General features: G+C 61.1%; 26 protein-coding genes and 3 pseudogenes. 14 read left to right on the top strand and 15 right to left on the bottom strand.

Annotation, left to right across the window (positions count from 1 at the left end):
* The first annotated feature begins 154 nt into the window (after positions 1–154).
* The 3 genes from blaOXA (at position 155) to ACLBX8_RS27825 (ending at position 2,671) form a co-directional block, all read left to right on the top strand.
* Positions 155–970, top strand: coding sequence for a class D beta-lactamase (gene blaOXA, locus ACLBX8_RS27835; RefSeq protein ID WP_447716160.1), 816 nt, complete (start codon positions 155–157; stop codon positions 968–970).
* Between the two features lie 191 nt (positions 971–1,161).
* Positions 1,162–1,761 (top strand): hypothetical protein, encoded by a 600-nt coding sequence (locus ACLBX8_RS27830; protein ID WP_447716159.1) that lies wholly within the window; start codon positions 1,162–1,164, stop codon positions 1,759–1,761.
* Positions 1,751–2,671 (top strand): hypothetical protein, encoded by a 921-nt coding sequence (locus ACLBX8_RS27825; protein WP_447716158.1) that lies wholly within the window; start codon positions 1,751–1,753, stop codon positions 2,669–2,671. The genes ACLBX8_RS27830 and ACLBX8_RS27825 overlap by 11 nt, the downstream gene beginning before the upstream one ends.
* Before the next feature lie 889 nt (positions 2,672–3,560).
* Here the strand turns inward: ACLBX8_RS27825 and ACLBX8_RS27820 are convergent.
* The gene (locus ACLBX8_RS27820) at positions 3,561–3,959 is read right to left on the bottom strand and encodes a VOC family protein (protein WP_447716157.1); all 399 of its coding nucleotides are present in this window, start codon (positions 3,957–3,959) and stop codon (positions 3,561–3,563) included.
* Positions 3,960–4,271: 312 nt separating this feature from the next.
* Between ACLBX8_RS27820 and ACLBX8_RS27815 the strand changes: the two genes are divergently transcribed.
* Both ACLBX8_RS27815 and ACLBX8_RS27810 read left to right on the top strand, forming a co-directional pair.
* On the top strand, positions 4,272–4,625 hold the full coding sequence (locus ACLBX8_RS27815) for a hypothetical protein (RefSeq protein WP_447716156.1): 354 nt from the start codon (positions 4,272–4,274) through the stop codon (positions 4,623–4,625).
* Between the two features lie 58 nt (positions 4,626–4,683).
* A protein-coding gene (locus tag ACLBX8_RS27810; protein ID WP_447716155.1) for an IS3 family transposase occupies positions 4,684–5,825 on the top strand; the annotation gives its coding sequence in 2 pieces (ribosomal slippage) (positions 4,684–4,951 and positions 4,951–5,825; 1,143 coding nt in all).
* Between the two features lie 522 nt (positions 5,826–6,347).
* Here ACLBX8_RS27810 and ACLBX8_RS27805 read toward each other — a convergent pair.
* Positions 6,348–6,809, bottom strand: coding sequence for a hypothetical protein (locus tag ACLBX8_RS27805; protein ID WP_042669439.1), 462 nt, complete (start codon positions 6,807–6,809; stop codon positions 6,348–6,350).
* Positions 6,810–7,351: 542 nt separating this feature from the next.
* Complete coding sequence (locus tag ACLBX8_RS27800) at positions 7,352–7,540, bottom strand: hypothetical protein (RefSeq protein ID WP_091980681.1); 189 nt, start codon at positions 7,538–7,540, stop codon at positions 7,352–7,354.
* Between the two features lie 415 nt (positions 7,541–7,955).
* On the opposite strand from ACLBX8_RS27800, the gene ACLBX8_RS27795 reads away from it, so the two are divergent.
* On the top strand, positions 7,956–8,306 hold the full coding sequence (locus ACLBX8_RS27795; protein WP_091928497.1) for a hypothetical protein: 351 nt from the start codon (positions 7,956–7,958) through the stop codon (positions 8,304–8,306).
* Positions 8,307–8,557: 251 nt separating this feature from the next.
* Here ACLBX8_RS27795 and ACLBX8_RS27790 read toward each other — a convergent pair whose 3' ends face one another.
* The 3 genes and pseudogenes from ACLBX8_RS27790 to ACLBX8_RS27780 form a co-directional block, all read right to left on the bottom strand.
* Positions 8,558–9,130 (bottom strand): MucR family transcriptional regulator, encoded by a 573-nt coding sequence (locus ACLBX8_RS27790; protein ID WP_205833501.1) that lies wholly within the window; start codon positions 9,128–9,130, stop codon positions 8,558–8,560.
* Between the two features lie 145 nt (positions 9,131–9,275).
* The gene (locus tag ACLBX8_RS27785) at positions 9,276–9,821 is read right to left on the bottom strand and encodes a hypothetical protein (RefSeq protein WP_447716154.1); all 546 of its coding nucleotides are present in this window, start codon (positions 9,819–9,821) and stop codon (positions 9,276–9,278) included.
* A 314-nt stretch (positions 9,822–10,135) separates the two neighbouring features.
* A pseudogene (locus ACLBX8_RS27780) lies at positions 10,136–10,399 on the bottom strand (Arm DNA-binding domain-containing protein); the annotation flags it as partial.
* Positions 10,400–10,736: 337 nt separating this feature from the next.
* On the opposite strand from ACLBX8_RS27780, the gene ACLBX8_RS27775 reads away from it, so the two are divergent.
* The 4 genes from ACLBX8_RS27775 (at position 10,737) to ACLBX8_RS27760 (ending at position 12,281) form a co-directional block, all read left to right on the top strand.
* Complete coding sequence (locus ACLBX8_RS27775; RefSeq protein WP_170868166.1) at positions 10,737–11,483, top strand: transporter substrate-binding domain-containing protein; 747 nt, start codon at positions 10,737–10,739, stop codon at positions 11,481–11,483.
* 67 nt (positions 11,484–11,550) lie between these two features.
* Positions 11,551–11,733: a hypothetical protein gene (locus ACLBX8_RS27770; protein ID WP_447716153.1), complete on the top strand. Its 183-nt coding sequence runs from the start codon at positions 11,551–11,553 to the stop codon at positions 11,731–11,733.
* A 58-nt stretch (positions 11,734–11,791) separates the two neighbouring features.
* Positions 11,792–12,025: a hypothetical protein gene (locus ACLBX8_RS27765; protein WP_447716152.1), complete on the top strand. Its 234-nt coding sequence runs from the start codon at positions 11,792–11,794 to the stop codon at positions 12,023–12,025.
* Positions 12,015–12,281, top strand: a complete 267-nt coding sequence (locus ACLBX8_RS27760) for a hypothetical protein (protein ID WP_020094746.1) — start codon at positions 12,015–12,017, stop codon at positions 12,279–12,281. The genes ACLBX8_RS27765 and ACLBX8_RS27760 overlap by 11 nt, the downstream gene beginning before the upstream one ends.
* Positions 12,282–12,786: 505 nt before the next feature.
* Here ACLBX8_RS27760 and ACLBX8_RS27755 read toward each other — a convergent pair.
* The 4 genes and pseudogenes from ACLBX8_RS27755 to ACLBX8_RS27740 all read right to left on the bottom strand — a co-directional run.
* Positions 12,787–13,078: pseudogene (locus tag ACLBX8_RS27755) on the bottom strand (transposase family protein); the annotation flags it as partial.
* A gap of 462 nt (positions 13,079–13,540) precedes the next feature.
* On the bottom strand, positions 13,541–14,758 hold the full coding sequence (locus tag ACLBX8_RS27750) for a hypothetical protein (RefSeq protein WP_447716151.1): 1,218 nt from the start codon (positions 14,756–14,758) through the stop codon (positions 13,541–13,543).
* A gap of 65 nt (positions 14,759–14,823) precedes the next feature.
* A complete protein-coding gene (cysC, locus tag ACLBX8_RS27745; protein ID WP_083916029.1) occupies positions 14,824–15,498 on the bottom strand; it encodes an adenylyl-sulfate kinase in 675 nt (224 codons plus the stop codon).
* A 126-nt stretch (positions 15,499–15,624) separates the two neighbouring features.
* Positions 15,625–15,888, bottom strand: a pseudogene (locus ACLBX8_RS27740) (IS66 family transposase); the annotation flags it as partial.
* 417 nt (positions 15,889–16,305) lie between these two features.
* Between ACLBX8_RS27740 and ACLBX8_RS27735 the strand changes: the two are divergent.
* Positions 16,306–16,491 (top strand): hypothetical protein, encoded by a 186-nt coding sequence (locus tag ACLBX8_RS27735; RefSeq protein ID WP_081636512.1) that lies wholly within the window; start codon positions 16,306–16,308, stop codon positions 16,489–16,491.
* Positions 16,492–17,061: 570 nt separating this feature from the next.
* Here the strand turns inward: ACLBX8_RS27735 and ACLBX8_RS27730 are convergent.
* From ACLBX8_RS27730 to ACLBX8_RS27720, 3 genes are all read right to left on the bottom strand, one after another.
* On the bottom strand, positions 17,062–17,592 hold the full coding sequence (locus tag ACLBX8_RS27730) for a hypothetical protein (protein ID WP_447716150.1): 531 nt from the start codon (positions 17,590–17,592) through the stop codon (positions 17,062–17,064).
* Positions 17,593–17,670: 78 nt separating this feature from the next.
* Entirely contained in the window at positions 17,671–17,883 is a 213-nt protein-coding gene (locus tag ACLBX8_RS27725; RefSeq protein WP_020094736.1) for a hypothetical protein, read from the bottom strand.
* A 414-nt stretch (positions 17,884–18,297) separates the two neighbouring features.
* Positions 18,298–18,810 carry a hypothetical protein gene (locus tag ACLBX8_RS27720; protein ID WP_244435120.1) on the bottom strand — a complete coding sequence of 171 codons (513 nt, stop codon included), beginning with the start codon at positions 18,808–18,810 and terminating at the stop codon, positions 18,298–18,300.
* Between the two features lie 146 nt (positions 18,811–18,956).
* Here ACLBX8_RS27720 and ACLBX8_RS27715 point away from each other — a divergent pair, with 146 nt between their 5' ends.
* Positions 18,957–19,469, top strand: a complete 513-nt coding sequence (locus ACLBX8_RS27715; protein ID WP_447716149.1) for a hypothetical protein — start codon at positions 18,957–18,959, stop codon at positions 19,467–19,469.
* A 397-nt stretch (positions 19,470–19,866) separates the two neighbouring features.
* Here the strand turns inward: ACLBX8_RS27715 and ACLBX8_RS27710 are convergent, their stop codons facing one another.
* Positions 19,867–20,004, bottom strand: a complete 138-nt coding sequence (locus tag ACLBX8_RS27710; protein ID WP_170863024.1) for a hypothetical protein — start codon at positions 20,002–20,004, stop codon at positions 19,867–19,869.
* Between the two features lie 93 nt (positions 20,005–20,097).
* Here ACLBX8_RS27710 and ACLBX8_RS27705 point away from each other — a divergent pair, with 93 nt between their 5' ends.
* A complete protein-coding gene (locus ACLBX8_RS27705; protein WP_447716148.1) occupies positions 20,098–20,577 on the top strand; it encodes a hypothetical protein in 480 nt (159 codons plus the stop codon).
* Positions 20,578–20,860: 283 nt separating this feature from the next.
* The gene (locus ACLBX8_RS27700; protein WP_447716147.1) at positions 20,861–21,130 is read left to right on the top strand and encodes a GCG_CRPN prefix-to-repeats domain-containing protein; all 270 of its coding nucleotides are present in this window, start codon (positions 20,861–20,863) and stop codon (positions 21,128–21,130) included.
* A gap of 246 nt (positions 21,131–21,376) precedes the next feature.
* On the opposite strand, the gene ACLBX8_RS27695 is transcribed toward ACLBX8_RS27700, so the two are convergent.
* Entirely contained in the window at positions 21,377–22,243 is an 867-nt protein-coding gene (locus ACLBX8_RS27695) for an outer membrane protein (protein ID WP_103986269.1), read from the bottom strand.
* Between the last annotated feature and the right edge of the window lie 82 nt (positions 22,244–22,325).

Below are 22,325 nucleotides of genomic sequence, written 5' to 3'. Positions count from 1 at the left end.
ACGCCGGACAGGATCTCGCCGTGCACCGGTGGGGCGGTCGGATCGGATGACATAGCCTTACCCATAGGCCAACGCCTATGCCTTCGTGAGCTATGCCGCCTGTCCGGTCAAAACGGGGTGCGGTTCATGAGCACCTTCTTGGTTGGAGGCCCGCATGCGTCAGATCCACCTCATCGCCTTCATTCTCGCAGTAGCCTGGACACCCCGTATTGCCTATGGCGAAACGCTCTGCACCATCATCATGGACGTCGCGGATGATCGTATTCTGCTTGAACGAGGAGACTGCCGTACCCGGGTAACGCCCGCCTCCACGTTCAAGGTTCCGCTTGCCGTCATGGGCTTCGACAGCGGCTTCCTCACCGATGCTCATGCGCCTGTCCTGACCTACAAGGCAGGCGATCCCGATTGGGGCGGTGAGGCATGGCGTCAGCCGACAGATCCAACGCGCTGGCTGAAGTATTCCGTCGTCTGGTACTCGCAGCGAGTCACTCACGCGCTCGGCGAGCCTCGTGTCACGGACTACGCGCGCCGTTTCGGCTTCGGCAACGCGGACCTCTCGGGCGATCCGGGTAAGGACAACGGGCTGGACCGAGCCTGGATCGCATCTTCGCTCAAGGTGTCACCCTACGAGCAGGTGGTCTTCCTGCGCCGCCTCGTCACGCAGCAATTGCCGGTCTCGGCACAGGCGATGTCGAAGGCGGAGGAGGTCGTAGAGGTCAGTCCCGCAGGTGACGGCTGGCGGGTGCATGGCAAGACCGGCACAGCCTATCCGCGCGACGTCAGCGGTGGCATCGACCGGACGCGTGGCTATGGTTGGTACGTGGGTTGGGCCGCTAAAGGCAGGCGCACGCTGGCTGTCGCACGCCTTGATCAAGATCGTCGCGCCGATCCGGTGCCAACCGGCCTACGAACGAGAGCCGCCTTATTGGCATCATGGTCAGCCATGGCGGAAACAGAATTGCAGCCATAGCTCCTTTGGCGCCGCGGTGGGGTGGCTGAGAACACACATCACCACACTTGAGATCTAAGCCAAAACGATCGAATGTCGCATTTCGATCAGTGATAATTTAACTTCCTTTCGCAACGTCGCGTTATATGGGCCAATACTAGATAAGGAGAGAACGCAGAACGGCAGGATGACTGGCTGTGCTAAATTTCCAAATGGCAAAGTATATTTTTGCCACAAATCCGATGCTTACTGCGTTTGGATTGGCTGGCGGAACGATCATCATTACACGGGATCCAAAGCCTGCAATTGTAGTGCTTGTCCTGTTTGTGTTGGTGGGACTAACTCTCAAAAGTTCGCTGTCTAAACAAGAAAAAGATTCTAAAGTTCAGCGCATGATATCGCGCGGCGCGGACTACATTAGTTCCTCAAAGCGAGACAAAAAAGTCTTAGGCTACGACGTCGACCGGGGAATGCTGATCATCGAATTCGGAGGCAGGGGACGAAACGAACTGCATGAGTGGCCGATCAGCCGAGTGAGACATGTGAAGTGGGAGATTCCAGGGTCCAATCGGATCAAGTCGTTCGGACCCATAGGGCTCGATGCCGCAACGAGTCTCGCAATTCACAATGTCAAAGACATTTACGCTGTAGCCCATGGCGCAGGTCTCACAATCCAGCTTGCGGATATCGATAGGCCGATTGTGAAAATCAACCTCGATGCCGATCAGCGACGTATGGTCAAATGGCTTGAGATTTTGCAGCAAGCCATGGACGGCGAGTTGCAGAAACCGGACCGCCGCGATGTATTCTGAAACGGAAGGGTTTTTGCTTCACCGCGACGGCAGCATTGTTCGCCCGGGTTCAACTAGGATTTTACCTGTGAAGAAACTTCTTCCGATCGCAATCGCATCATCCCTGGCCGGTCCTGCTGTCGCTGACGCGCTACCGAAGGCGGGATTGTATTGCGCTCCCTATGGATACGGCGCTCCGATCAGCTTCCAGAAGGACGGCAGTGCCGGTATCGACGGCCTCGACTGCGGGCGCGTGACGCTTTCCAAGGGAATGATTCGATCCAAGAAGTGTTATGCAAACGGCGGAAGCGTCGTCACGCTAAATGAGAAATTCGCGATTCGCGCAGACGATTCGATCTACTACAACGATGTTATCTACAAATACATCGGCGTCGGGAAATTGGCGAATGACTGCCCTGGCACGCCCGAGGCGTCTAAAGCTCTTGTGCGTCCTGGTGCTACAGCGGCGAACGGCCTGAACACGCCGGAGGCTGCATTCCGAGAGCTGATTGCGTTCGATCGATATCGTGGAAACGACGTGATCTTCAACCGTCGTATCATAACGCCCGCTATGAGGCGTCACTTGTCGTCCAGACTTGCCAAGGATTGGGTTGCCGCTGGCAACACCGGGGAGAATGTGCTCGACGCCGAAGTCTTCAGCGGGCGACAGAGCACGACGAAGGCGAATACGTATCAGCAGATTAAGGTGATCTCTAATGATGGCCGCGCTGCGAAGGTGCAAGCCGTTCTACGTGTGACCGTCGACGATGTCGCTCATCTGAACAAGCAAAACTTTCTGTTCGTCAATCAAGACGGAGCTTGGAAGCTCGACGATATCCAATACACGCCTGACATCAGGGCCTCAAACACTCTTCATGCGATCGCGCGAAGCTTTCTGCCGGGCGGTTCGAATTGGTCGGCAGCCCGATAAAGATGCTCCTCGTGCTGACAAGACGCCGAGCCCGTCGTTCCTGGCACGAAGAACTACCAGAAAGCTAGCGCTCCGGGTGAGAAATTCATCCCTATGAGAGTTGCGGCGTGCCAAAAGCAGGGTATCAGGTAGCAGATCGCTATAGACTTCCTGCCGCTGTGACTCGATGCCGTCCAACCGAAGACGAACATCAGGCAACGTGCTGCCGCCCCGAAGACGGCTCCCGCCGCAACTGAATTGAAGAAAAACATGGCGAATGCAACTGCTAGGCCGTTAGCGTTGCCCATGTCATGTGTAAGCTCATGATTGACGTACAAAATGGCGGAGCACGCCAGCATAACCGTGATTGAGAAGAGCCTTCGCTCGTAGATCGCGCACAGCAACAAGAACGGAATCGAGTAGAGGAAAAGCGGAGCGGCCCATAAAAACAGCATCTCAGATGTGGCCGCCTCGCAGCAGAAGTGCCTTAAACAGTCAGAAAGTGCTTCATCATGATCGGCACGGAGATTGGAATTGAATTTTCTCTATCCGATCTCCATGTTTTGTGCTGGCGATTCTGAACAAAATTCACGCGAGAATTGTATGCGTCTTTAACGTCCGTCATCGCTCAGTCCTGATCCGCTCTTATACATGAGGAGGCCGCCTTGAGGGGACCGCGCTTGCCATCGCCCCATCTGACGAGGCGTTCAATCTACTCTTCTATATCGCGACGTTTAAGATCGGCAGGCTGCTTTCGTTGCTCCATTGTCCGCTTTGAGAGATGCCCGGATCCGGAGCAGCGGGCGCTTTCGGCAGGGTCGGCAGGCGGTTCCATGAAGCCGATGAGGTCATGGTCTGCTTGCAGTGGTCAAGGTGCGCAGAGCTTCACCTGAGAACCTTCAATGACTTCTCAGACGGGATCATGGCAGACCACGCACAGCTTGTTGCCGTCCGGATCGCGGAAGTAGGCTCCGTAGTAGTTCGGGTGATAGTTCGACCGAAGCCCAGGTTGTCCCTCGTCCGTGCCTCCAGAAGACAACGCCAAGGCGTAGCATCGATCAACCACATTACGCGATTGAGCTAGGAACGCCGTCATAGGTCCATTGCCTGGGTCGGATCGTTGCTTGTTCCAGGGCCAACCGATGATGAACAAGGGACATTCAGCATCCGTGGGCTTCCAGGCAATCCATCCTTCAGTCAGCTCAACGTTTCGGATTTGGAGGCCCATCTCCCGTAACAAGGGCTCGTAGAAGCGCCGAGCCTTGTTCAGGTCGGACACGCCCACATGAATATGTGACAGAAAGGACATGTCTCGGTCTCCGAGCGGAGCCCTCGTTATCGCTTAGCCGGTTTCGGTCGCAAAGGGTCCGACTCGCTTGGGACCGGCGTTGGTGGGCCTTCGTGCCTGACGCACACCGGCCGGGAGCTTCAACAGCGTCCATAGACCGCTGACGTCGATTTCGAACGGAGGTGGGCAGGTGCCGACTCGATCCTTGACGTGCATGGTTGTCGCTGCCGTCGTCGGTCGCGGCGTCGTTCGGTGATGAAATTTTCGTCATCAGCTCACTGCAGCTCGTCGAAGCTCCGCTGATCGAAATCCGACATTCGGACTCACCATGAGTTGGCTGCTCCCGACCCAACCAAGCCGTTTCGACAGTCGCCATCGCACCCTGGAAGCAGCCATTCGTCAGCCGTCTGGAAATTCCAGTTGGAGTTGATAAGCTATCCCCGCATCGGTTTCACCGAAGAAGAGCGGCAAGATCACTTCATGCTTATTCGTTTCAAAGATCATTTTGTGGACTGGATCAGCGTCGGGCAGAGACGAAAAATTGTCATATTATTTTGGGCAAGCAATTTATTGCTTGCCCAGTTTTGGATCACCCTTGTTTTATATATTTTTATTCGGCATGGAATCGTGGGGGAAAATCAGCTTACTTTGTGGAAACCAGTGTTTCTAGGAATGGCGGTGACCTGACCGGCTGGCTTTGGACCGGGCTGATTGAGAGGATCAGCCAGGACTGAAGGAGTCGGACATGCGGCGAGGTCAGAAGACGAGTGCGGAGCAGGTCGTGCTGAAGCTGCGCCAGATCGAGGTGCAGACGGCACAAGGCAAAAGCTTAGCGCTGGCGTGCAAGGAGGCGGAGATCTCCGAGCAGAGCTACTACCGCTGGCGCAAGGAGTACGGCGGCCTCCAAGTCGACCAGGCCAGGAAGATGAAGGACTTGGAGCGCGAGAACGCGCGGTTGCGCCGGCTCGTGGCGGACCTGTCCCTGGAAAAGCAGGTGTTGGCGGACGTCGCCTTGGGAAACTTGTAGCCCCCGAGCGACGCCGACAGGCAGTGGACGGGATCCGGGAGAAGTACGGCCTCTCGGAATGTCACGCCTGCCGGATCGTCGGCCAGCACCGGGGCACGCAGCGTTACATGCCGACGGTGCCGGCCGACGAGGATGGGCTGACCCGAGCCGTCGTCGCCCTGGCGTCCGAGTACGGACGCTATGGCTATCGCCGCGTCACCGCGTTGCTGCAGGCAGACGGTTGGCGGGTGGGCAAGGACCGGGTTCAGCGCATCTGGCGTCGCGAGGGGCTGAAGGTCCCGCAGAAGCACCGACCGCGCAGCCGGCTTTGGCTGAACGACGGCTCGTGCGTGCGGCTGCGTCCGCTCCACCGCAACCATGTCTGGAGCTTCGACTTTGTGCAGGCTCAGACCCACGACGGCCGAACCTTGCGCATCCTGACGCTGATCGACGAGCATAGCCGGGCTTGCCTCGCGCTGAAGGTGGCGCGGCGTATCAACAGCGTCGGCGTGATCGAGGCGCTGGCCGACGCCATGTGCCTGCACGGCATCCCGGAGCACATCCGCTGCGACAACGGCCCTGAGATGATCTCGAAGGCCCTGCGCAAGTGGGTCGCCAAAGCTGGCTCGCAGATCCAGTACATCGCACCCGGCTCGCCGTGGGAGAACGGGTATTGTGAGAGCTTCAACGGCAAGCTGCGCGACGAGTGCCTACGCCAAGAGATCTTCTACTCGCTGAAGGAGGCGCAGATCGTGATTGGTCTATGGCAATCCACCTACAACCGCGTCCGACCGCATTCGTCGCTTGGCTATCAGCCACCCGCGCCGGTCAGCTTCCCAGATCTGGCCTTCCGGCTACCCATGACCGCTACCATGCAGTAGCCTCTCACTCGGCTCGGTCCAAAATACCGGTCAGTTCAGCTGCGGAAGCATCGTGCGTTCTTCCGAGCCGGTGCTGTCCCAAATCGCGTTACCGCAAATGTGATCGCTAGGCGGCTGAACGGCCCTTAGCCTTCCTCGTCGGCCGAGACCGCTCTTTCGAGGCGGCGAGTATCCGAGCGACACCCTCCGCGGCTGCTCGATCCGAAAGCGTAGGCTGCCGCGACGCCTCGATCGCGCAAGCCGCACGCTCCTCTGGGCTCGGATCCTCAACCGACCATCTCGGGTTCTCAGGGGCCGAGGATGGCGTCCGCGGTCGCCAGCGCACGCAGCTGGGCGAGATGCGTATCGGCGGCGGCAGGAGGCCCCGTCGGACGTAATCGTCCACGGTGCTCTCGCTCATCATGAGTTCGGCGGCGAGCGCGCGGCGCGAGGTAGGTGGCGGTCGGCATACGGCCGTTCTAGGGTAGATGCTCCGGCGGCAAGCCGTTGTCGCGGCCCGAGGCCGCGTGTGAGGCCGGAATGTCACCCGGTGGCGCTCCGCGGCGGCAGCTCCCGCTTCCGCACGATCCGAGCCCGATCCCGCAGGGTGACCTCGTTCGTCGGCCATTCCAGGCAGGCGGCCTCGAATGCGGCGATCGCCGCGGTCAGCGGGTAGATCGTGGCGAGGTGCAACTCGAGCTTGCCGCCGATCCGGTCCCAGATCTCGATCGTGTAGGGGGTGCCCGGCGGCACCGGCGGGATTTGCTTGAGCGCTGGCGGCAGCGTGATCGCCGCGAGGCACAGGTGCTCGTACTTCCGCGCGGGCGGCGCCCCGGGCGCGCGCTGGTAGTGGCACGAGGCTGTCAGGTGCCGGAGCAGGTCGAGCGTCGAGGTGTCGGCCCCATAGCGGTCAATCAGGCTGGCGACGGTGTAGCGGCCCGAGCGCTTGCAGGCCGCGCAGTCGACGAAGACCCGACCGGGCCCCGCATCCCCCAGGCGCCCCATTCTGGTGGCCCTCCGCTCGCGAACGAATACGGAACAAGCCTGAGGCGGCGATGCGCTTCAACCGACGGCGGCCGCGGCGCGAGGAATCGTGGTGGAGCGGTGTGGACGACGTTCGGAAAGCAAAGACCGGTCAGGGGTTTCGGCTGACCCGTGCGGCGCCCGAGACCGGTGGGCTATTCTCGTGCAGCCAGCGATCGAGCGAAAGCCAGGAGGCGACGGCGAGCGGAAGATCGATTGCGGGGCTTGCTGACATACCGGCGGGTAACGGGGCGAGATAAGAGCAAGGCGCCCTATCGTACTATCAACAACGGGCACGCACAGGAAAGGCGCCTGCTGGTGATCCCAGCGGGCGCCGGATGCATTGAGCAGTTAGTACCTGAGCACTAACTCGGATTCGCCCACCTCTTAAGACGGTTTTTCTGAAAATCTAACCACGCCTCGATATCTTCGAAACTTTCATGACTAAACTCTTCTGGGAAGCTGAGCGTGACGATACTTTCAGGAATGTTGCAGGTATCAGTTCGAGAGCGTCAGGAGGCTGTTCAAAAGCGGCGCATGAAATCTCCGAGCTCGAGGCTCATCCCCGCTTGGAAACCGATGTGCCAGGCCCGGACTTCAGCGGGCAGCATGCCGGCTTTCAGATGCTCCTGGGCCACGATGATGCCGACCTCCTCGACCCGGCGCACGAGGCCCTGAACGCTACCTGTCTGCGGGCTCAGCGTCTTGATCATCTCGCTCGCTGCGAGCCGGCCAGCTTTTTCGCCTCGGGTAGTGGGAGCGAGCGGCTCGCTATGCGGCGGCATGGGATACGATTGCCTCACCTGCGGGAGCCGATACGCAACGCGGCCCGGCGACAGAATGGCCGGCCTTGGTTTCTGTGTCGTGCGGATGCCGGCGGGCGAGCCGTCCCGCGCCAGGATTCCAGGCACGAAAAAGCCCGCGCCGGCGGACCGGGCGGGCTTCTTAGGCTCGGCACCGACAAGGGAGTAATCCCGCCAAACCTGAAACTGAGAGTGGGTTAGGAGCAGGGAAAGACAAGCCCCCCAACGGTAGTGACGCTGGAAGCGAGGACCCGACGCCCGCCCAGGCAAATCGAACTACCCATCTTTGAAAGCGTTCACGCCCCGCAACAACGGAGAGCACGACATGAAGGTGATCTCAGCGACCGTCCTCGGCCTGGCGCTACTCAGCGGAACCGCTCCGGCCTTCGCACAGCCATACGGCGGGCGCGACTACGGCTACGATCGCGGCGACTACGGACCCCGCGACCGAGGCTACGGAGATCGGGGCTACGGCGATCGTGACCGCCGCGACTACGATCGGGACTATGACCGAGGCTCGCGGGGCGGGCGTGGTGACTACGCGTTCAATGAGGAGGAGTATCTGCGCTGCAATCCGGATGTGCGCCGGGCGGTCATAGGCCGGGCGATCAAGTCCGGTCTGGAACACTACCGCAAGGTCGGGATGGCCGAGGGCCGGAAGTTGACCTGCAATTAGAGCGCATCTGAAGAGCAGAGCAGAGTGCGAAAAAGCCCCGCGCGGCGGTGCCGGCGGGGCCGAAGGTGGTGAGTCTCGGTAACGGGATAGCAGCGTAGCGGGCGCCGTGACATCACCCGTTCGGGGGAGGCTACCGACACGCAAAAGCCGCCGCGGCCGGAGCCGGGCGGTTCGAGGTCATCGCATCAGGGGTTGCTGGGTAGACCCGCGCGCGGGCTGGCGGCTTCCCACCGCTCTCGCGCTAGGCAGATTCACTCCGCGGCGACAGCAGCCTTCTTCGCCTTGCGAGCGCGGACAGGCTTCTCGGCCGGCGCGACCGCAGGCTCGGCCACCTTCTTCCGGCCCCGGGCCTTGGGCGCCTCCGCAACTTTCTCGTCGGTGACGGCAGCCTTCGGGGCTGCGTTCCTGCGCAGGTTGCCGAGGCCGGTGTTCTTCGCCAGGGCCGAGCGCATCTCGGAGTAGCTCGGGGCGGTCATAGGGTAGTCGACCGGCAGGCCCCACTTCGCCCGATATTCGTCCGGGGTAAGGCCCACTCCTTTGAGGTGCCGCTTCAGGGTCTTGTACGACTTGCCATCCTCAAAGCTGATCAGCGCATCGTTGCTGATCGACTTCCGGATCTGGCTCGGAGTGGCGCGGTCGACCTTAGCCTCGGCCGGAGCGGCGGGGTTGTTCAAGCCGTTGAGCGCGCCGTGGATCGCGGACAGAAGCGCCGGCATTTCGGACGTAGGCACAGAGTTTTTCGAGACGTAAGCGGACACGATATCGGCCGTGAGCTCGATTAGGTTGCTCTGATCCAGAGCCGAGGTTGATGTAATGTCGTCCATTGAAGCCTCCTGCGTATGTGGCTGAGACTCACGCAGCAACAACGACGCCTAGTCAAGGCGTATCTATGCTGGGACGATGGAGAACGTTGGATATATGCCGGCTTCCAGGATAGTTGCTGAACATGTCTGAGAGAGATCGAGGCCCTCAGGTCCAGTCGCTCATGTCTTCCTTGGCGCCGGGCTCAGTCACCCCCAAGTCGGCACTCAGGCCGCCACGGGCCTTGATCCTCATGGAAGTGGCTCGCAGGCCCGCCTGCCGCAGCCCCGTCACCTCGATCTGAGCGTGGAAGCCGGACTGGCCAAAGCGCTCGATGTGCCGGCCCAACTCGGCCACGTGCTCACGGAGTTCGGACATTCCGCGGCCGCCACCGATCCCACAAGCTGGCGCCGCCGGGACGATTGACCGGATCGACCCGTCCGGCATCTTCATCGTGCCGTCGCCGAGATCGAGGCCTTCCTTGCCGTCCAGGCCTTTGACCAACTTCGGCTCGAGCGCCGTCGCGTCATTGGCCACACCAGCGCCCAACGGCGCCCAATCGCCACGCGCCAGGGCACGACGCAGCGCCGGATTGAATGGAGCCCAATCCTGGGGCCACCCACCCCTGCTCCGCAGGAGCGCCAGCGCGACGCGCGTCTGCTCCTCCATGCGAGCCGGCTTCGAGCGGATCTGGAAGCGAATTTCGTCACCCATGTCTCAGAACCTCGTCCTCAGGGCTTCAGCGGCGGTGGCGAGCAGGTCGGCCTCGCCGTCGCGGCGGGCAGTCTCGGCGACGTCGCCCAAGCGATCGATGCAGCGGTCCATGAGGGCCGTGCACAGGCCGAGCTGCCAGTGAGCGAGCCGACCGGATGCGTTGGGCGTCTCGGTACCGTCGGGACCGTTCGTGATGCTGCAGGGTCGGCATGTCATTGCTGGGGCGCCCGAGTTCCCGGCCACCATCTGATCGCTCAGGCTTGGCCGGTCTCACTCATCGCTCCCGCAACCTGCATGGAGCCCCGCCGCGTGGGGCGCTCCTCCGCCGGATCCTCGCCCTTCGCCACTTGGCCCAGCAGCCCCTTCGCCTCACGGCGGGCTTCGTCAGCCGTCAGGGCGCCGTGCAGCCCTATCGTGAAGCGCCTCGACCGCCCGCTGGCGCGGTACTACACGAGGTAGCTGCGCCGGCCGGATGCGAAGATGCGCACCCCGAAGCCCGGGAGCTCGTCGCACCAGAAGAAGTAGTCCCGGCCTTGCGGCTCGGCCGCCTCGACCGCGCGCTTGCTGAGCTTGGGCATGCCCTCCCCTCCGGTTCTGCCGAAGCACTGCGGAAGCACGCGGAAGCAAACCGAGCCCATCCGGCGGAGACGAGAGAAATGCCCGGCGCGCCAATTTCACAAGGGGCAGCAGCGGTTTGGCAATAACGAGTAAACTCTAGCAATCACGGGAAAACATGTTAGGCTAACCCTCCGAAGGCAAAGGTCACACCTTCGAATCGTGTCGGGTGCGCCAATATTATCAATGGCTTAGCAGGCGTCAGCCCTGATCTTGGGATCGCAGCGGTGTCACCAAGGTGTCACCGCTGCGATCCCAAAGCGCGTCACTTCTCTGCTCGCTTCTGCTCCTCTCGCCGGTATGACGATAGCTAGCCCCGTGCAGGATGCCTCCGTGAAAGCGGAACTCGCTCCGACCGGTATGCTCCGAGTCGGTCTCGTTGAGGCGCCGTCCGCTGGCCTAATCTTCGTCAGCCGTGCCGCCGACGGAGCGCTCGACGGCGTGACAGCCGATCTGAGCGCGGATCTCGCCCGGCAGGTCGGCCTGCCGCTGGCCGTCACCCTGTTCCCGAACTCGGGCGCCGCGGCCGCCGCCCTCGAGGCCGCGGCGATCGATGTCAGCTTCATGCCGGTCGACGTGGCCCGGCGGCAGGTGATCGATTTCGGGCCGGGCTACTACGACCTGGAGAGCACCTATCTGGTTAGCGTCGGGTCGGGCATCACCGACGTGGCGCAGGTGGATCGGGCGGGTCTCCGGGTCGTGGCTATCGACGGCACGACGACGTTCCGCGCCTCCGCCCGCACGCTGACCCGGACGCAACCCCTCCCCGTCCCGTCCGTGGCCGAGGCGGTCGCGCGCATGCGCGCTGGGCAGGCGGACGCCATTGCCCTCTCGCGCGACACGCTGCGGCCGGTGGTCCTGCAGGTTCCAGGTTCCCGGATCGTCGCGGGCGGCTTCCAGCAGACGCAGGTCGCCGTCGCCGTGCCTAAGGGGCGCCCCGCCGCCCTCGCCTGCGTTACGGCGTGGCTGGACGAGGCGAAGCGCACCGGTATCGTCCGGCGGATCTTCGATGCCCGCGGCTTCCGCGACGACGCGGTCGCGCATTAACTGGTGCTCCGGTCGCGTCGCGTGTGGTAGCGCGACGTTCGAGAGGGAGCGAATTGAGGATTGCCGTATGGCAGACAACCACAGCAAAGAGCGTATTCAGGCTGAGGCAGCTTTAGCGAAGATGCAGGACCGGTTTGGCAGCAAGGCCTTTGATGAGCCGGCAGTCAGTGCGGCGGACCAGAACACCGCACGCCTGAAGGCCGCGCGCCTTGAACGGGACGCCGCCAAAGCTGAGGCAAAAAAGCCGTGATGCACGACGCCATAGGCGAATCCCTTACCGAGCACCTGAAGGCGGAGGGTTACCTGAAGTGAGCGACACTGACGCCCAGCCCGATGATATCCAAGAAATCCTTCGGCTCGCGACGGCGTTGGCAGAGCAGTTCGTGCAGTCTGAGGCTGAGGAGTCCGCCCGTCCGGAGAGGCTTAAGGCCCTCATCAGCGCCGCCCAATTTCTCCACGACCATGATGTGGCTTGGCCGACCGCCTTGCGTGAGGCCGTGGGCAAGGCCGTAGAGCGAATGGAAGCGGTCAGTGGACGATGAGGACCGAGAATTCGAGCACTCTCCGCTGTCGGGTTCTTTCAGTCGCGATGGTGCGATCGTCGACGTCGAGATCTACCGCTACGCCGACACGCAGGACCCCTGGCAGTTAGTGGTGATCGATCTGTCGTCTGGCGGCTGCACCGCTTGGCAGGAGACCTTCACGACGGACCGTGAGGCTTACGAGGCCTTCACCGCGACGGTCGAAGCGGACGGCATGGCATCTTTCGCGGGCGTCGTGCCGACCGTGCGGCACTGACCCTATCCCTGCTTCGTGGCAGCAGCCCGAGTTGCGCATGCTAAGCCGCAACGGCTATCCGGGCCTAGTGCGTCTCTGACTACAAAGAATCAGAGGAAGGATGAATCAGGCCGAACGCTTCAGCTCAGTTTGATCATCGTTCGTAGCACTAGTAGCAGGTTGCTGTTGCGGTTTGAGGCTCTGCATAGGGGTGACAGAAGATGTGCGGCTGCTCGATGATGATGAGCGCCGCAGAGCGAACAACAAGGCAGCGCTTAAAACACATGCTACGGCTGCCCCGACCGGTGCCACAAAGATCGAAATCGCTCCCAGCGACGGCCATATAGCCACAATCGAAAGTCCTGCGCCTACGAAGGCCGATAGAACGAGGAAGATGAGGTTCACGAGCGCACCTTTCCGCGATAGGCGGCCCGACGTGTCGCCCTCGGGTTCGAAGAACGGGGAGGTTGTATGACGATCTCAATGGCCAATATGCGGCAACTTCTGAGCGAAAACCGGTAACGGTCAGCTGGCGCGCCAAGCGTGCTCGCGGCGGCATCAGCTGGGGGAGTGACTCAGCGAAGGTACGACGGCGGCAGGCAATCTCACAGCAGTAGAAGCGTCGGACGCGTAGGAGCAGCGTCATGGGCTGCCCGATGCTCGGCAGATCGGCCGGACGGCGTTCATAGCGGCTGTGAACGACAGAGCTGGTCGTATCACAGGTTGGACACTGCCCGTGCGCACGCCGCACTTGGGCGAAGACGACCGTCGGTCCGGATGACGCGCCCGATGGTACAGCCCGGCAGGGATGAGGACAGGATCAAACGCTTGGTGAACCAGCCCGTGCCATCCTCGTCACCGCGACCGTTCCACGCAAAGTGCGGGAGAACCGCAAAGCCGAAGGAAGATCATAGAGTACCGAGCCAGCCATGCACTTCGAAATCCGCGTGGCCGGCCGCCACCTCTAGACTTGGGTGCTGCTCGACGCCTCCCACATGACGGTGAACGAATCGGACTGGACCTTCCCGTCCGAGGCGCAGGCTTTAGCTGCCGCGCTGGCCTTCTCGAAGTAGATGACCCGCGCCTGGAAGACGCTGACCGCGCCGATGTCGGACGGCCTGCTATGATGTGCTGCCGCGGATCCGCGATAGCGCCGCTCAGCCTAATCCCGGCTGCGCGCCATTCCTCGGCGGCGATTAGAAGGTCGCGGTAGGCAACGGCTCGTGGTCTGACAGGCTTGATTTGATCTGGACAACAATCGAAGACATGGAAAACAATGATTAACAATCATTTAAAAGTTTTTGAGCTTGATATAGATATACTTCATGACGGTGTGCAGTCGCTCCGTCGCTGGGCGTCGACTTAGCTACATCAGTCAAAATTTTCTTGAATTTAGATCGATTGAGTCCGCGCCAGGTAATGCTGGAGACCAGTGTCGATATGACGATTTCTAACGCATGTGACCGCTCTGTCTCGTTAGCCAATTGACGTTCAAGCAACTGTTCCCTCTGGCGCGCCGCAGCCAAAATAATTTCGATTTGGTTCCAGGCGTCCATATCCCTCTCGCACGATCTAAGATCACGTAGGATCGGTGATGTTGACGAACTTTGGCTTTTTCGGCGAGCTGTGACTTCAGCAAAAACGAACATGGCAGAAACAAGGTCGGGATTGGCGGTCCAAAAATCTGAATTGATGTACGAGTACGCTCGCTCCCGTAGAGCAAACAATTTGCCGCCAGTGAAACCCTCGATTCGATCTCCCCACCGAGTTATTAAGGTGCTCTCTATGCTAAGAAATTCCTCTATATCATAACCTATAGTCATATTTTCCATGAATCTATCTGCTCTTTCCGCCACTAACGCGCGTAAGAATTTAGATTCTTGTGCCTGGATTGCATCTATGCCAACGAAACCAAATGCATTCCACAGACGGATCATCTCACATTCGATGTATTCGAAAGATTTGTTGTTGTCTGTTAGCTCGCCAGGGGGACTCGTCAAGCCGAGTAAATCGGAGGCGAACTGTTGTGTCACATCAGGAATTTGATCGTACAAGAAAATCTTAATCGCGTTTCTTCCAAAAACAGATGCCCAGTTACTCAACAATAAATCTGGAACCAGTAGATGTAGTCTGCCAGGAAGCGCAATTGCATCTTGAATGAACCTAGTAAAATCTTCGACCCCGCCATGTTTGATTAATTCTTGCCACCATGAAGGAAGAAGGGTCAAGATATTCCTCTGGTAATAAACAATAGTAAATTCGGAAGAGGGAAGAGCCGCGCGAATCTTTTGCAACGAGGCGACTGGAAGAAAGCTAAGCTCTTCACTCGAGAGAACACAGGTTTTCTCAAGGCCAGAAAGAATCTCCAGCAGGCCGCCAAGTTTGGAATGATCAGGGTCAGACGCTGTCCGAGCAAACTCGTGCTGCCCCGTCTGATTGGCATGAGCGAAGGGGTAAACAAAACTTGCGCCACTCTGCATAGAGCGTGCGTAGAGCATGTTTTGGATCGATGTGGTTCCCGTTTTATGCGGGCCGATATGTATTATAAAATGTTGAGTCATAGTTAGATATTGCGCATTAACTCCGGATTTTTAGGCAAAATCTGATCATAAAGTGGCTGTTCTGATACTGCGCTCAGCTGTAAGAGCATGTCGATTAATGGCCGTGCTGTATCGGCAATGGACTGACCCACGGTTGCGAGCGTTAAGTCAGGCTTCGTCGGCTCTTCATAGGGCGCTGTGATGCCGGTAAAATTCGGGATTGTGCCGGCGCGCGCTCGAAAATATAATCCTTTTGGATCTCGTTCCTCACAAATTGGTAGAGGCGTATCTATAAAAACTTCAATAAATGCGACGTCTCCTGCGATAGCCCTAGCGGCCTTCCGTTCCGCTGAGAAGGGGGATATAAGCGAGACAATTGTTACAAGACCAGCATCAGCTACCAGTTTTGCTGTTTCGGCCACACGGCGGACGTTCTCAGCTCTGTCGCGGTCGGTAAATCCCAAGTCACTATTCAATCCATGACGTAGATTATCGCCGTCCAGCACCATTGTTGCGCGTCCTGAAGCGGTCAGGGCTTGATCCACGACGTTTGCGATCGTTGATTTCCCTGCGCCTGAAAGGCCAGTAAGCCAAGCAATGACTGGTCGCTGACCAAGAGCCTTCCATCGTTGCTCCCGTGGCTGCAGGTGCTGCCAAGTCAGGTTCCGATCCGACGTTGGGCCTCGTGATCGGTTCATGCTTCGCTCCTAAGTTGTCCCCCAGGTATGGATACACAAAAACGTGATCGGTTGTGTTGCTACAACGTCACGTTGATGCGCTTCGTAGCGGCGGAGGGTAATTACCCGGGCCTTTGATGGCAGGGGTCAGGCGCCGACGGTTTTGAGGATGAAGCCGAATGGATTGGCACCGCTCAGGCGCGCGGTGTCGACAACGGTGCGGATGGCGGCCTCGCCCTCAGCTGGCCACATGTCGCGATAGCCGTTGGTCGCTTTCCGCTGGACGACAGCCGGACGCAGGAGCCGCTCGGAGCTGTTGTTAGTCGGCTCGACCTTTCCAGGATAGGCGAGGAACACGAGGGGCTGATCGCGGGAGCGGCTGAGCTTGGCCTGCAACTCGCGGTTCAGGTCACGGACGCAACACGAGTGCAATGCGCTTCATATACGGCCTTCCGTCATTCGCATGAGGAAAGCGATAATCCTTAGCGCTAGAACGCGCTCGGATGTCTGGGTGGAGGCCTTCTCCGATGAGGCTTAATCTCGATTTTCCCGGTAGCTGGATCGTTAATCCCGGGTATGTGGCGCAGCGTATCGGCGTGAGCGCAACGACGCTGAAGCGTTCCGTCATCGAGGGAAACGCCAGGGTCTTGATCGTCCCCGGAAGCTGGGCGGACGCGAGGGGCGCGCGCGTCACTGTTCATCACTACGACGGTGGGTGGCAGGGCACGTTCGATCAGAGCGGACAGCTCGTGGCTGAGCATGTCTGGTAACTGCGGCCGCACAAACGGAGGCACGGCGAGTTGTATCTCCTACTGGCAGGAGACGCCCATGAGCGCGCACACCTATCCGGACGTGAACACCAGTTCTGCAAGCGGAGCGGCTGCCAACAAGTTGACTCACCGACTTGGCGTAGACGTCAACAGCGGCGATCAGCTTCCCAGCCCATACCTGCTCGGCATCGCGCTTTCGGGTGCAGCCGTGGCGTGCCTGCTGATCCGGCTAGTGATCGGGTGAGCGGCACGACCTGCCCATCAGGCACACCCTCGGCCAGCAAGGCGACTGGGTCGTTGATTCGTGTGAGTTGGCCCACGCCTCGGTGTGGATGCCGATTACCTGAAGCGCATGGAGCGGCAGGGACACGTCGATGCCCGGATCAAGATCGACGATGACAGTGGCACGGGCCAGACACGTGTGACCGTCCGCCTGCTGAACCGAGGCTGGAGAGGCACCTTCCATGGAGGCGGCGCCCTCATTTACGAAGAGATGTGGTGAGGCCTTGCAGTTGCAGCCGGCCCTTCGGCACTGCATAGCTCGGCCATGACAGCTGACGTACCGCACCCCTACTCGGTGACCATCGAGCCCTTGAAGAAACCGGAGGGTCATTTCGGTTGGGCATTGCGCCGAAGTGGTAAACTAATCGAGCGCTCGGACAGGGCGTTCACCACCGAGGTTAGGGCTTTCGAGAACGCTTTGAGGGCGATTGAGATAGACACGAAGCCGAGCAGTGGCGGCCGCCGCTAGGTGAGCGGACGCGCCGGATATTCCGGACAAGCGTCTCGTTTGTCCGACGTCCGGTCGCGGTACTCATCCTGGTACCTCGATCAGCCAGCGGTGGTTGACGCCGTTGAGAGCGACCGGGACAATCAGGCTGCGGCCGAGGCGTGCTTCGACGGCTCGCAAAAACACCTTGCTGGCGGCCTCTGTCCGCTTGGCCTCATCGTCGCCTTCGGCCAGGTAGATGACGAAGAATGCCGTCCTGGCGGCTTGCAGCGGGACGGCACGAACCTCGGAGCCCTCGTTGCCGAACGGTGACGCGCGGATGCCATCGTCGGTGACGCTCGTCCGAAGTGCTTGTCGGAACACCTCTGACGAAGTCGGCCAGCGCTCCTTGCTAGCCGCGACGGCTACCGCGGAGGTGCCGTCCGTCTGCCACTTCACGACACAGGTAGTGATCGGCTCGCGGTCGTAGTTCTCGCCGAGTGTGACGACCTCCAGATCAAAAGAGATCTCGTACCCGCAACGGGTGCCCCGCACCTTCCGGATTGCCACGCGCGTGTTGTTGATGGCGCCGCCCTTATAGCGATCGGCGAGTACGGCGAGAGCCTCATCAGCCAATCAATCGGTCGTCGCCCGTTTGTTGTGGAGGAGAGAATTTTTAAGCCGCAGATTAGAAGCGGCGCAGGCCTTCCCGACTCAGACGGTGATGTCCACCACACGCTCCTGCGATGCGAGAAGTTTCGGGTCATTCTTTTGCCTTTGGATGCCTGCGTCGTCCGGCGGAGGCGCCGGCATTGAGACGGTATGCAGCCCCGCTTTGTGCTCGATCGCAGCTTCCGCCCTTGCCGACTGGATCATCTCCGTCGCCTTCACCAGTCCTATGGCATTTATAGTGGTGGTGATTGTCATGGCTCTGATCTCCTTATTGGGGATCAAAGCACGTATTCGGTATTTGAATTACTTTTCTAATGTGTTCAATTTACCGTTCTGTCAGCGGTCCATTCTAAGCAGCCCTCATCCTTCTGTCTTGTCGGGCTAGTCCTGCTTGGCGCCTCCGTTGATGCCTGTGCTATGCTCACCGCTGACGGAGCCGCTGCCGTGCCCCTGCGGGTTGAGGCGAGGGCGATCCGACGTGAGATCTTCGGGCTTCGTCCCTTTGGTTTGGTCGGATATGAGGTTCCTTCTTACTGACGAACCTAAGACACGAGAAGAGTTCGCTCGTACTAGTGTGCGGGCTATGCACCATCGGGCACGGCCAACTGCGCTGGAGCGTTCCAGATGTCTGGATGCAAGTTTTCCGAGGACGCGCGGGTACGCCTCTCCTCAGCGGTCCGGCCGACTACGTCCGATCGCTTCCGCCAATGCAGGGAAGCCGCCGATGAGTTCGGCACCGCTGATCCAGTAGCAATGCCCGAACATGATGTTCAGCCAAGATGTAAAGCGAGCCCGTCTCGTCCAATGAATCCGCGCAGCAGCTTCGGGATCAATCTCCAGCCGGTAGTAGCTGCTCATCCAGAATTGCAGAGGCTTGATGGCGCGGATCGTCTTCCACGGGATCCAATCCGTCGATAGGCGTCGGTCATAAATCCCTTGAGGACCAATGGAGACGACCACGTCGGGCTGGAACAGCTTCAGGCCCCACACAAGTGCGCCAAGGCCGAAGATCACTACGCCAACGCGCATCTCATAATCCCGGAAGCTTCCAGGAATTATGGTATCAGTGCCGACATTAGGCTGAGTCAGAGCCAGCCAAAGGGCCACTGCGACGAACACACACGATCCCATAAAGCGCGTAAAAATGCGCGAATTGGATCGGTAGAGATCGATTGTGCTCATTGGAATACTCCCTCACTTGAGTATTCGGCCTACGCCTCGCTACGGGCTTCCGAGGTGCGGCGGAGCACTGATGCGACCGCTGCAAGCGGTGCCAGTCACTCTGTCCACCAACTCAGTTGCGCAGGCTTGCATTGTGGAGGTTGACGATGACCTCAGATCCCGGCCGCACCGCCTACTACGCGCGCTTCGCATACGCCCGGCCACGCGAGTTCGACTCTTGGGACAGCCTGACACCGGAGGTGCGTGCCATCTGGGCACAGGTGGAGGTCGCGGTCCTCACCGGCGCTAGCTCTGGCATTCACCCCGGCCAAGCTCGGGAGGTCGCCGACGATCCGGATCGGCCCTCCACCATCTCAACGGCGGCCATAGTCCCGTCCGTGGTGGCTGGTGAGACCTTCGTGGTTATCCAAGACGAGCACGTGCAACTGCTTCAGCGCATTGACCGCGGCCCGTTCTTCGTGCCGCTCCTCGAGCTCGCATACGTGAAGCTCATCCCATGGAACGGTGACACGCTCATCCCGCGTCTGGTGAGCTGCGGCTGGGCTGAGATGGCGCCGCGCGAGTCGCGCGCAGTCCGAATCACCGACGCTGGCCGGCAGGCATTGGCCGATCTCGACAAAGCTAGGCTGAAGGAGCAGGGAGGGGGCAGTGCCGCGTGAGCAGTTGGCCCGCGCCGCCGACTTGGTGCGCGTATTCGGCTTCACCGAACGGCACTGAATCCGCCAGGCTGCGGCCGGGCGAAACGCTGATGCTCGACAGCCGTTCGGCGCGCAGTCATCGTAAGTGTTCGACCAACGTGCTGTGCGTCAGTGGTGGGATGCTTCGACGAGGACGGTGCCGGAATGACCGACACCTACCTCCGCGGTAAGACGTGGTGGGTCCAAGTCCACGCTAGGACACGGGAAACGAGCGCGACCACGCCGAGATAGTTGCCCCAGGAATTCGCCTTGGCGGCGCCTGAATGGGTCGCCGAATGAGGCTTAGAGGTTCACCTTTCTGCCCACCTGAGATCCGGGGGACCTCCACTGAGGCTGCGTGAAAGGGCCGCGACTTGGCTCAGGCCAGCGTCGGAACCGGGCCGGTGAAGCCCGTGGCCGGCTTGTCGGCGTCGAAGTGATTGGCCAGCGCCACCACGAAGGCGAAGTTGGCGATGGCGGCGAAGGGGAGAAGGGCAAGAGCAGTGAGGAGGGTCATCGGCGGCGTCCTTTTGTGCGGTGCGTGAGAAGGTATATCGCACTGCACGCGACTTCTTGGTATGCCACATGCCTCACGCCAGATATGCGGCGCATGCATGAAGGTGTCGGGATAAGATCGACCCTTGCAACGATCGGGCTGCAGATCCTCGGCCCGCAGGCGAGCGGAGTGCGGGTCGTCGACGTGCGCGACGCTGCCGCCTGTTCGAGATGCCGAGTTCTCATCCCCTGCATCGAGCCCAACGCGCGGCAGTTGAGCGACCGCACAATTGCAGCTGAGACATTGGAGCTTTTCAACCGCGCTCTTCGAGAGCCAAATGTGCCGGATGGCCGACGAATGGCCGCGTTGCGGCCGCAACGCCTCGGACCCGTCGCGCCGTTCGGCGGGTCGACTCTGGAGAGACGGGCGCGGGCCGATCCAGTCCGGCACGCGGACCGCTCGCCGCAAGCCGAATGGGAGACCGTGTGGACGGATCCGGGGAAGTGGAAAAGCGCGACCTTGCAGCCCTTGGTGACAGCGCTCGTCGTCGTGAGACTCGTCTCCGCGGGGTCCATCGCGGGTAACTGGACCTGACAGACCGGCACCCGGCAGCATACCGCCTCGCAGCAGAGCTACGGATCGGCGACGGCTCTCCCGACGTGAGCTGGTGATCCGGGCCGCAAGTCCGGCAGACACTGTCGTCTTGGTCGAGGCGGAATCTTGGGCGGGTAGAGCGCCAGTATCGAGGCAGCGCTTAAAGAAAAGCTCCAGCGATGCGGGCAATCGAGACGGTCCGTGACACCCGGCCTTCAGCCGGGATCAGGTATTCGGGCGGTGCCGACGGAGATCGGCTCAGCCAAGACCTGGAGATCGGTTGATGCTCAAGTCCCTCGCCGCCGCGGCACTGCTCGCCGTCGGCATCGCCGCGCCGGCCTCGGCGCTGCCCGTCGCGGGTTCTCCGCTCCCCGCCGCGCAGGACGGGCTGATCCAGCACGTCTACGGCGGCTGCGGGCCCTACGGCCATCGCGGGCCTTACGGTGGGTGCCGCCCCAACGGCCAGTGGGGCGGGTATGTCGGTCGGGCCTGCCCGCGCGGCTTCCACCTGGGTCGCGGCGGGCGGCGCTGCTGGCCGAACCGTTACTGGTAGCGGCGCGCCCGCCACTCTCGGCGAGCGGCTGAGCGCCGTGGCGCACCGTGACGGCACGCAGGAACACCCTGGGAGCGTGCGCTCCCAGGGTGTTGCCGACCTCGCGGCCAGTTTGATCGGGCTGGGGATGCGAAGGCCAACCGGAAGGCGGCTCTTCGGCGGCCGGAGGGCGATGAGGCGGACCAGCATTCCCTCGCCCGCCGCCGCGTCTCCCGGCGCGGAGGCCGGGAGCGGCGCGACCCGATCTCAGTAGGAGCCGAACTTGTAGTTCAGGCCGGCGCGGACGACGGCGAACTCGGTCTTGGCGGCGGCGCCGTTGAGGTAGGCGGTGCCGTTCGGGGGCAGGAGGTTGCCGTAGAACACGCCGCCGGCCGAGTTCTTCTGGCGGTCGAGGCTGACGTAGAGGCCTTCGACCTTGAGCGTGACGGCCGAGGAGCGGAAGAAGTTCAGGAACGAGTCGGTGGGCAGGGCGTACTCGACGCCGCCGCCGGCGGCCCAGCCGGTGCGGAAGCTGTCGCGGAAGCGGTTGCCGGAGAAGTTCTGGTCGTCCTGGCCCGAGCCGTAGGCGAAGCCGCCGGTGCCGTACACGAGGGTGCGGTCGAAGGCGTAGCCGAGGCGGCCGCGCACGGTGCCGAAGTAGTCCAGGCCGTTGCCGCTGGTGGCGACGAAGGCCGGCGGGTTGGAGAAGGCGACGCCGGGGAAGCCCAGGAAGCTGTAGTTCTGGGTGGCGTTGGCGCGGCGGGCGAAGTCGACGTACTGGGCGTCGGCCTCGAAGCCGATCACGACGCCGGAGCCCGGGGTGAACTGGTAGTTGTAGCCGATCTGGGCGCCGCCCGAGAAGCCGTCGTTGTTGTTGCGGTTGTTGACGCTGACGACGCCGGCGGTGCCGGGGGAATTGATCAGCGAGCCGCCGGGCAGGGCGTAGCTGGTGGTGTTGCGGCTGTTGGCGTCGAAGCCGTAGCCGGCGTTCACACCGATGTAGAAGCCGGTCCAGGTGAACACCGGCACCGGCGTGAACACCGGCGGCGGCGCGGCGCGGCGCGGAAGGTCGGCGGCGGACGCCGCGGCGGTCAGCGCAGTGAAGGCGGTCAGGGAGGCGAGGAGCTTGGTCATGAGGGCGATCCGGGTTTCGATCTGGTGATAAGACTACCAAGCTCTGAGCAGAATGGCTGTAGTTTTACGGACACACAGGCTC

The sequence above is a fragment of the Methylobacterium sp. D48H genome, assembly GCF_053345715.1.
The sequence above is the reverse complement of the archived record's forward strand: the minus strand, read 5'-3'. Positions and strand labels throughout refer to the sequence as shown.